The organism is Pseudomonas sp. Pseusp11 (assembly GCF_047304405.1).
Taxonomy (GTDB): Bacteria; Pseudomonadota; Gammaproteobacteria; order Pseudomonadales; family Pseudomonadaceae; genus Aquipseudomonas.
Genome location: NZ_JBGLZF010000085.1, coordinates 1 through 8,582, shown reverse-complemented (window position 1 = coordinate 8,582; position 8,582 = coordinate 1). Strand labels below are relative to the sequence as shown.

Genomic DNA, 8,582 nt, shown 5'->3' with positions numbered 1-8,582 from the left:
ATCTCTGCACCCAACTTTGAAGCACCGACTGATTCGGGAACGAACAACGTCTATGACGTGATTGTGCGGGCATCGGACGGCACGCTGTTCGACGACCAGGCGATCGCGGTAACCGTGACAGGCGTCAACGACAATAGCCCGATTATCACCTCCAACGGTGGTGGTGCGACCGCTTCGGTCAGCGTGGCGGAGAACACCACGGCGGTCACGACAGTGGTGGCGACCGATGCCGATCTACCAGCGCAGACGCTGAGCTACTCGATCCTGAATACGGCCGGGACAGACTTCAGCAAATTCTCGATCAGTTCGAGCGGGGTGCTGACGTTCAATTCGGCGCCCGACTACGAGAATCCCCAGGATGTCGGTGGGACCGCCGGCGACAATGCCTATGTTGTGGACGTTCAGGTGGCCGACGGCAATGGCGGAGTCGACACGCAGACCATTACGGTAAACGTGCAGAACGTCGTTGAGACGCCAGTTGATACCGTGCCGCCGACGGTGGCAGTGACGGGGACGGCCCTAGGGAGTTCGGTCGGTTCAACGTCGACGGTGACATTCCAATTTAGTGAGACGGTGAGCGGTTTCACCCTGTCTGATGTCGCAGTGACGACAACGAGCGGAGTGCCCCGCGGAACCTTCAGTAACTTTACCCAGGTTGATGGCGATACCTACACGGCAACACTGACCAGAACGCAGGGCGGTAGCATAAAAGTCGACGTTGCCGCGAACAGCTACACCGACCTGGCGGGTAATCCTGGTGCTGCCGGGAGCAGTGCAAACCTTCCGGCAGGCGTTGCCGGCGAACCCATCAACCTAGCCCTCTACGCTCCATTGGCAGATATTAGCGGCCCGGTGACGGTGGCCATCAGCGGTGTTCCTTCGGGATGGGTGTTCAATGCAGGAACCGACAATGGCGACGGCACCTGGACCGTACAGACCAGCGATCCCGGCGCATTAACCGTGACAGCCCCAAGCGACTTCGTGGGAGCGTTGGTGCTTGATGTCAACATGAGCTGGAGCAACAGCGACGGCAGCACCGCAAGTGCCTACGTGTTCAACAACGTCGAAGTCTACGCCCCGGGCGCGCCGATCTTCGCCTTGTCCGCTAACGACAACCTGACCGGCTCGTCCGGTGCCGACACCTTCGTCTTCGCCCAACCGATCGGCAACAACCAGATCTTCAATTTCGATGCCGCAGCGGACAAGATCGACTTGGTCGGCTTCACGGGCATCAACGGCTTTGCAGATTTGAGTATCACTAACGACGCCAACGGCAATGCGCTGGTCAGCATAAGCTCCGGCCAAACGGTCACTCTCAAAGGTGTCGATGCAGCGGACTTGACCGAAGCGAACTTCCAGTTCGATGTCGACCCGCTTACCAACAACGCCGGTACCCTCACCATTGCCGACGGCGCGATCATGCCGTTCGGTGGCAGCATCCATAACAGCGGCACCATCGAGCTCGGCTCCGTCGGCAGCGCGACCAGCCTTGAGGTTCTGTTCCGTGGCGCGACTTTGACCGGTGGCGGCCAGGTGCTGCTATCCGACAACGCGCAAAACGTGATTTTCGGCGGCAGCGCCGACACCGTGCTGAACAACGTCGACAACCGCATTTCCGGCGCCGGCCAGTTGGGTGCCGGGCAGATGGTGCTGATCAATGCGGGGCTGATCATGGCCAGCGGGCTGAACAGCCTGGTGCTCGACACCGGCACCCACACCATCACCAACAGCGGGGTGCTGGAGTCCACGGGCCCAGGCGGCATGACGGTGGCCAGCACGGTCGAAAACACCGGCCACCTGTGGGCCAATGGTGGTGACCTGCGCCTGCTGGCCGACGTGACCGGCGATGGCAGCGCGACCATCGACGGTAACGCGACCCTGACCTTCTCCGGTGCTGCACACGGGTCCGTCGCCTTCCACGGCGAAGGCGCGGGTACGCTGGTGATCGCACAGGCCGAAACAGCGGGCTCGCTGGCCGGCATCCTCGGCCTTGAGAGCAATGACATGCTGACGTTCGGCAATCTCACTTTCGGCGCCAACACCCAACTCAGCTACAACACCAACGCCTCTGGCGCCGGCGGCCTGCTGACAGTGGACGACGGCGTGCATCGGGCCGAGGTGAACCTGCTGGGGCATTACTCGGCGGAAGACTTCCAGGTCACCGACGGCGGCGCGGCCGGCACTCAAGTCAGTTACCACGGAGAATCCAGCGGCACGCTGGTGGGCACCATGCTCGCAGACACGATCAATGGTGGCGACGGCAACGACATCATCGTGGGCCGTGGCGGTGCAGACACGCTCAGCGGTGGCGCGGGAGCCGACGTGTTTGCCTACTTCAACGTGAATGAAGGCGGCGACCATATCCTCGACTACAACTACGCCGAAGGGGACAAAATCGACCTCTCCGCACTGCTCAAGGCGAACTTTGTCGCCGGCACCAGCCAGGTGTCGGACTTTGTCCAAGTGGTGCAGACCGGCAACGACATCACCGTGAAGGTGGACCCTGATGGCGCAAGCAATGGCAAGAATTTCGTCGATGTGGCGGTGCTTGACCACGCTGGTACGCCTGGACCCGATCTGGTGCGCACCTGGTTCGGGGATTCCGAGCATACGCTGACGGCTTGATCGTGGGCTGGGGTTGAGCAGTTGATGAGAATGGAGACCAGGGAAGGTCGAATATGAATTGCACTATACCAACGTGAAATCCAAGCATGACGCGCCCAGAGGGGGGTGTATGTTCCGATGGATGAGGGAACTTTGGGTGGGATCGGATCTGGTCGAGTTTGAGAGCTCGTTCGGACTGGCGGAATCTGTTGAGCGCCTGAAAGCAGCGACACGGCGCTGGTCTATGTTTGCCTTTTCGCGAGAAGCGGCCGTGGGAACGGTGACGGAGTCTCGCGTTTCGCTTCAACGTGTCATCCCGATGGTACGCAACTCATTCAAGCCACTTTTCGTCGGCCGATTCCAGGTGCGCCAAAACCAGGTCGTGCTAACCGGGCGTTTTGCGCTGCACTGGTCCGTTAAGCTCTTCATGGGCTTCTGGTTCGGGTTTTGTGCGTTCCATACAGCATTGGCATTATTTGCTGCCGTGCCTGCGCCCCACACCACACTCTTGCCGCTGGGGGGGCTTGCAATGATTGCCTGTGGGATTGGCGTGGTGCGGATCTGTATGTGGTTTTCCCGCAACGATCAGGCATGGCTGTCTGACGTCATTCGCACGGCGCTGAGTAATCAGGTCGCGATTGCATCAAAAGGTTTGCCGCCCGATGAGCTTCGGAGCTCCCCAAAGCGGCCACCCACTGTCATCGTGATTGTCACAGCGGTGCTCGCCCTCCAAGGGCTCATGTTCTGCGTTTCTGCCATAACGGATATCCAGCCTTCCCTAGGCGATCCAAGTGGTTCGGTCTTTACCCATTATGCAGACGTCAGACTTCGCTATCTTTCCGTAATCTATGGCGCCGTTATGCTCCCGCTGGCTTTCGACGTTTACCGACAGCGCATGTTTGCGTGGCGAATGGGGTTCCTGGCGCTTTTTGGGGGGGCAGCCCTCCAGGCGCTTGGCTTGCTTGCCCGAGAGGATCTTGGCAATGCGCGTCAAACCATAATCTTCTGCGTCGCCTCCCTGGTGATCACCATCGTCTGGGGGTGTTGGTGGTACGCGCAGCGCGTCCATTTTCACGATTGATCGGGAGAGTCGATAGACCGCCTCTCACGCCCTCCTGTGGAGGACTGGCAGCTAAGCTTGATATGACACGACAGTTATGAAAAAGCCCCGCCAGATAACAATCTGAGCAGGGCTTTTCTTTGCTTAAAGCATACCTGTTGCACCCACCTAGCCCCATGGGGGTTAAGCAGAGAAACAAAAAGACGCTGTAAGCCTTGGATTATATGGTGTCCCAGGGCAGGTTCGAACTGCCAACCTTCCCCTTAGGAGGGGGATGCTCTATCCAATTGAGCTACTGAGACACAAGTCGCGTGCAAGAAATGCGCGGCGATGGACGGCGTGCATGTTAACGGGCAGGCCCGCTTTTGTCATGTCGTCCGTAGGGCTTTTTAAGTGTAGGCAGACGCCCCGCGGTAGCGTGGCTTTGTTTACCGTGCAAATTGCATCACCGCAAAATGCCATCATTGCAAAATGCAATGCCGGCCTTTGGTGAAAATATCTTAAATCGTTGTTTTTAAAGAATTTAATAGCCGTTAAACTTTTGGCATGCGGGCTGCTTCGACTGTTCTCAAAGAACGAAGGAGATCAGCCCCATGAACAGCGCTCTTTTAGTCGCGAATGCAGTCGCCCTGGCGGTTCTGTTGGGTTTTCAGTTCTTCCCCGAAAACGACGCTGCGATGGTTGCCCAACGCACGCCCCATTACCTGCAGCTGCAAAAAGCGCCTCAATGGGCAGTCACTAGCGATCAACGCAGTTTTGTCAGCCAAGAGGTGAGCCAGGAGAGTCTTCAACCGCGCACGCAGTCTTTTGAACGCTTGGTATTTTGAACCACCTCATCAGGAGCACAGCATGTCCAAATCAGCCGCGGGGTTTCTCATCCTCGCTCTACTGAGTGGCATCCTTCATCTGTCATTAGTCCAGGACACGATCGTCACCCTGCCCCTGATTGCCTGCGGCGTGTTCAGTGCGCTGTTCGTGCTGGCGCTGATCGCCGGGCGCAAGATCAAGTTCGATCCGGTTCTGCGTTGACGCTCAGCAACTCAAGAAGACTGGCAACGGTGACCGTAAGGTCGCCGGAGTTATCGAGTCGACGGATCTGCGTATCACCGATTGTATCGTCAGCCGTGAACAGCGTATTGCGGCGCAGTCTCGCTTCAATTTCTGCCGGGCTTTCACGCCCCCGCCGTAGCAGGCGCTCTCGTAGAACTTCATCCTTGACCGTCAACAGCACCGGTAACAGCGTGGGATAGCGCTGTTGCGCTTCTGTCAGGTGGCCGCGCGAAGCATTGATCAGCACATCGCGTCCTTCCTTGAGCCACTGGTCTATCCGCACAGGAATACCGTAATCGAGCCCATTGGCCTGCCACGAAAGCGCGAAATCCCCATTGTTTCTGCGTCGCTCGAACTCTTCGCGGGACACCTCAATGGCGTCTTCGCCGACGGACTCAGCCGAGCGCGTAATAACCCGCCGCACGACTTCACAATTGCGTACCCGCAACGGCCCGCGAGCGGCTTCAATGAGGCTGTCCTTGCCGGATCCCGAAGGCCCCATTAAATAAATCAGCCTGCCATCCATCCTGAAATCATCCCATACCGTCCGTCTGCCCTAGTAAATCGGCCATTTGCCACTATCCTGTTAAGGTAAGGAACAAGGATCGAATCCGCATAGCATGCACCTTCAGGCGTCTTCGGGCATCACCTGTCGGGCAAGAGGACGCGGTCAGCGATACGGACTCATGGAATGTTTTCAAACCAGTCCGCATTTCTGATAATAGGTGCTGGCATTAAGCCTTTACCCGGATCAATATTTGTCACAGAATTGACGCCAATGATCTGGCTAATTTGAGGCATGATGCGTGCCTCTATCAATTCAGGTTGAACATTTGGTCGGAGTGCTTGTCCTATCTGACATCCTGCGGCCTATCCCGAGAACCGCTCCCCTGAACTAACCGGTTAAATATATGCGCCCATTGAAACAGGCAATTTATTCCAGCCGTACGGCTGACAAGTTCGTCGTACGTCTGCCAGACGGAATGCGTGAACGCATTGCCGAGGTGGCTCGCAATCATCATCGCAGCATGAATTCTGAAATCATCGCGCGCCTTGAGCAGAGTCTTATTCAGGAAGGCGCGTTGGGCGAAGAATTGAGCATGCGCCTGGACAGCCCCGAGCTGTCATTGCACGAACGCGAACTGCTGCAACGCTTCCGCCAACTCTCCCACCGCCAGCAAAACGCTCTGGTTTCGCTGATCGCCCATGACGCCGAAATGGCTGCAGACGCTTCCTGATTCATCCCGAAAGCTCAAGCCAGCGTAATTGCTGGCTTTTTTTTGCCTGAAATTCGGCCCCAAAAAAACCCGCCGATTGGGCGGGTTCTTTTGAGGCAGAACGTCAGAGCAGGAAAATCGTCGCCAGCCCAAGGAAGATGAAAAAGCCACCACTGTCGGTCATGGCAGTGATCATCACACTCGCGCCCATTGCCGGGTCGCGCCCAAGCCGCGCCAGGGTCATCGGAATCAACACACCCATCAACGCCGCAAGCAACAGGTTAAGCGTCATGGCGGCGGTCATCACCACGCCCAGGGACCAACTGCCATAAAGCAGGTAGGACACCACACCAATCACCCCACCCCAGACCAGGCCATTGATCAAGGCGACCGCCAACTCCTTGCGCATCAGGCGCGACGTATTACCGGTACTGACTTGGTCCAGCGCCATGGCCCGAACGATCATGGTGATCGTCTGGTTACCCGAGTTGCCACCGATACCTGCCACGATCGGCATCAATGCCGCGAGCGCTACCAGCTTCTCGATAGAGCCCTCGAACAGGCCGATCACCCGTGATGCAACGAACGCGGTGATCAGGTTTATCGCCAGCCAGGCCCAACGGTTGCGCAGGGACTTCCAGACTGACGCAAAAATATCTTCTTCTTCGCGCAGACCCGCCATGTTGAGAACTTCGTTTTCGCTCTCTTCACGAATCAGGTCGACCATTTCATCGATGGTCAGACGACCGATCAGCTTGCCGTTCTTGTCGACCACCGGGGCCGAGATCAAATCGTAACGCTCGAACGCCTGAGCGGCCTCGTAGGCGTCTTCGTCCGGATGAAAACTCACCGGATCGCTGGCCATCACTTCCGAGACCTGTTTATCCGGGTCGTTGACCAAAAGGCGCTTGATCGGCAACACGCCCTTGAGCACGCCGTCGTAATCGACCACGAACAGTTTGTCGGTATGGCTTGGCAACTCTTTGAGACGACGCAGGTAACGCAACACCACTTCAAGACTGACATCCTCACGGATGGTCACCATCTCGAAGTCCATCAGCGCACCGACCTGCTCCTCGTCATAGGACAACGCGGAGCGGACGCGCTCACGCTGTTGAGCATCGAGGGTTTCCATCAGCTCGTGGACGACGTCTCGCGGCAGCTCGGAGGCCAGGTCAGCAAGTTCGTCGGCATCCATGTCCTTGGCCGCCGCCAGGAGCTCGTGATCGTCCATGTCGGCGATCAGGGTTTCACGAACCGAATCGGATACTTCGAGAAGAATGTCGCCGTCGCGGTCGGCCTTGACCAATTGCCAGACGGTCAGACGATCGTCCAGTGGCAAGGCTTCAAGGATGTAGGCAACGTCGGCGGAGTGCAGATCATCGAGTTTGCGTTGCAACTCGACGAGGTTTTGCCGGTGAACCAGGTTCTCGACCCGGTCGTGATGCGGACCTTCCTGGCGATGAGTCAGGTCTTCGACCACCCGCTGGCGCTGCAGCAGCTCAACGACTTGAGCAAGGCGGTCCTGCAAGCTTTCCTGCGTTTTCTTTACTTCAACTTCAGACATAGGCGAACTCCACTCCCAGCAGCGGGGCACGCCGGAAGGATCAATCAGTCAATTCATGATTGTAAAAACGGGGTACTGAGTAACTACTGGGTAAGTCCATGGAGGTATTCCACAAGCCCCGGCGGGGCTGACAGGCGCAATGATAACACCGCCTGACGGTTTTAAACGTGAAAAAATCGCGGCTGAAACAAGCGCTTGCGAGACAAACCTGAGCACTGTCCTGATCCATGGAACTGCGACGACTCATCCTGAAAAGAAAACACACCGCCGTCGAAAAATGTAACGGCTACCCTTGATAAGGACCGTCAAGGAGGACGTCGAATGCCATGGAATGCTGATTATTTTTTGCTTGCCACCCTGCTCTGCCTGCCGCCCTGGGCGTTTGCTACGACCATCCACCGGTGTGAAGCCCCTGACGGACGCATCACCTTCACGACCTTGAGCTGTACGACCGGAGAAAGCCTTTCACTTCAGGAAGTACGCACGTTTTTGCCAGGCAGCACGACAGCCCTGATGCCAGAAGCCGAGGTTCGCGAAACATCAAGTATGAAAAACCCAAGGAGAGAGCCGACGGTCGTTGGTCAGTCCGAGGACAAATGTGGAAATCAGCTCAGCGCGAAGGAACGCCGCATCGCGATCATCAATCAGAGAGTGGTTGCCGGCATGAGTCAGCTGGACGTCGAAAGCGCTCTCGGCAAGCCAGACAAAATCAGCACTCGCAATTCAGCCATGAGCTACCGCTACGACAACAAGCGAGGGCGCAGTGCTCACATCGAGTTCGATGAGAAAGGATGTACCAAAGGAAAAGCCAAATCGCAGACGGCAAAAAGCCCGCGTTAAACGCGGGCTTTTTGGTGTTTGGTGCACTCGACAGGATTCGAACCTGTGACCGCTCGGTTCGTAGCCGAGTACTCTATCCAGCTGAGCTACGAGTGCATTTGTGTTTTTATACCAGGTCACAACTGGTTGGAGCCAAGTTATTCACATTGCTGCAAACAACTCTTAAATGGTGCACTCGACAGGATTCGAACCTGTGACCGCTCGGTTCGTAGCCGAGTACTCTATCCAGCTGAGCTACGAGTGC

General features: G+C 57.1%; 8 protein-coding genes and 3 tRNA genes. 6 read left to right on the top strand and 5 right to left on the bottom strand.

Annotated elements, in window-relative coordinates; translation table 11 throughout:
- On the top strand, positions 1-2,625 hold a 2,625-nt coding region (locus ACCC96_RS30180), incomplete at its 5' end, for an Ig-like domain-containing protein (protein ID WP_413697729.1).
- 136 nt (positions 2,626-2,761) lie between these two features.
- The gene (locus ACCC96_RS30175) at positions 2,762-3,685 is read left to right on the top strand and encodes a hypothetical protein (RefSeq protein ID WP_413697728.1); all 924 of its coding nucleotides are present in this window, start codon (positions 2,762-2,764) and stop codon (positions 3,683-3,685) included.
- Positions 3,686-3,889: 204 nt separating this feature from the next.
- Here the strand turns inward: ACCC96_RS30175 and ACCC96_RS30170 are convergent.
- Positions 3,890-3,966 (bottom strand) — tRNA-Arg (locus tag ACCC96_RS30170).
- 291 nt (positions 3,967-4,257) lie between these two features.
- Here ACCC96_RS30170 and ACCC96_RS30165 point away from each other — a divergent pair.
- Together ACCC96_RS30165 and ACCC96_RS30160 are read left to right on the top strand one after the other, a co-directional pair.
- Positions 4,258-4,491, top strand: coding sequence for a hypothetical protein (locus ACCC96_RS30165; protein ID WP_007934920.1), 234 nt, complete (start codon positions 4,258-4,260; stop codon positions 4,489-4,491).
- A 22-nt stretch (positions 4,492-4,513) separates the two neighbouring features.
- Positions 4,514-4,693 carry a PA3371 family protein gene (locus ACCC96_RS30160; RefSeq protein WP_018926378.1) on the top strand — a complete coding sequence of 60 codons (180 nt, stop codon included), beginning with the start codon at positions 4,514-4,516 and terminating at the stop codon, positions 4,691-4,693.
- On the opposite strand, the gene phnN is transcribed toward ACCC96_RS30160, so the two are convergent.
- Positions 4,668-5,240 (bottom strand): phosphonate metabolism protein/1,5-bisphosphokinase (PRPP-forming) PhnN, encoded by a 573-nt coding sequence (gene phnN / locus ACCC96_RS30155; RefSeq protein ID WP_413697727.1) that lies wholly within the window; start codon positions 5,238-5,240, stop codon positions 4,668-4,670. The genes ACCC96_RS30160 and phnN overlap by 26 nt on opposite strands.
- Before the next feature lie 385 nt (positions 5,241-5,625).
- Here phnN and ACCC96_RS30150 point away from each other — a divergent pair, with 385 nt between their 5' ends.
- Positions 5,626-5,952 (top strand): Arc family DNA-binding protein, encoded by a 327-nt coding sequence (locus ACCC96_RS30150; RefSeq protein ID WP_003178899.1) that lies wholly within the window; start codon positions 5,626-5,628, stop codon positions 5,950-5,952.
- Between the two features lie 103 nt (positions 5,953-6,055).
- Here ACCC96_RS30150 and mgtE read toward each other — a convergent pair whose 3' ends face one another.
- Entirely contained in the window at positions 6,056-7,498 is a 1,443-nt protein-coding gene (gene mgtE, locus ACCC96_RS30145; protein ID WP_007934913.1) for a magnesium transporter, read from the bottom strand.
- A 321-nt stretch (positions 7,499-7,819) separates the two neighbouring features.
- Between mgtE and ACCC96_RS30140 the strand changes: the two genes are divergently transcribed.
- Positions 7,820-8,338 (top strand): cell envelope protein SmpA, encoded by a 519-nt coding sequence (locus ACCC96_RS30140; protein WP_413697726.1) that lies wholly within the window; start codon positions 7,820-7,822, stop codon positions 8,336-8,338.
- Positions 8,339-8,357: 19 nt separating this feature from the next.
- Here ACCC96_RS30140 and ACCC96_RS30135 read toward each other — a convergent pair.
- Positions 8,358-8,434 (bottom strand) — tRNA-Arg (locus ACCC96_RS30135).
- Between the two features lie 71 nt (positions 8,435-8,505).
- Positions 8,506-8,582, bottom strand: a tRNA-Arg gene (locus ACCC96_RS30130).